Consider the following 773-nt stretch of genomic DNA (forward strand, 5'->3'; position numbering starts at 1 on the left):
AAGCTCTCGTTGCTGCCGCCCGCGCGGCTGGCCGAGAGCGTGGCGCTGCTGCGAGACGCCGGCATCGCGCTCACGGTGCTGCCGGCGACGGATCTCTTCATCACCGGGCGCGGGCATGATCATGCGGTGCCGCGCGGCGTTGCCCCGGCGCATGTTTTTCACGAGGCGGGGGTGTGCTGCACGGTCGCGACCAACAACGTGCTGAACCCGTTCACGCCCTATGGCGACTGCTCGCTGCCGCGTATGGCCAACCTTTTCGCCAATGTCGCGCAGCTTGGCCGCGCCGAAGACCTCGCAGCCTGCTTCGCGATGATCAGCGAGGACCCGTTCCGCCTGCTGGGCCGCGAGACCGGGATCGCGGTCGGCGGGCCGGCGGATCTGGTCCTGCTGCCCTGCGCCAGCCGCGCCGCGACAGTGGCAGAGATCGGGCGTCCGCTCTGGGGCATGAAGGCAGGGCGGCTGACCTTCGAGGCGCCCGCGCCACGGCTGTTCGCACCATAGTCGGGCGCGCGGCTCTACTATTCGATGCGTGAATTTTCTCACCCGGTATTATCATAGCTGGATATATTCCCGGCTCGTCCAGTCTGCCCTAGGCTCTGTCTCGCAACACGAGAGGAACCAAGATGGGCGCGCTTGACGGCATCCGAGTACTGAGCTTCAACCACTTCCTGTCCGGCCCCGCCGCGGCGCAGCATCTGGGCGATATCGGCGCCGACGTGATCACCGTCGAGCCGCTGGGCGGCGCGTTTCAGCGCATCTGGGCAGTGGCCAAC

Annotated in this window: 2 protein-coding genes; both read left to right on the plus strand. The window is 67.4% G+C overall.

Annotated elements, in window-relative coordinates; translation table 11 throughout:
• Nucleotides 1–501: amidohydrolase family protein (locus AC6RA4_RS24480; protein ID WP_500164772.1), on the plus strand; the 501-nt coding region annotated here is incomplete at its 5' end.
• Nucleotides 502–623: 122 nt separating this feature from the next.
• Nucleotides 624–773, plus strand: a 150-nt coding sequence (locus AC6RA4_RS24485; RefSeq protein WP_500164774.1) for a CoA transferase, incomplete at its 3' end; no start/stop codon positions are given.

This window comes from Salipiger sp. (assembly GCF_059781815.1).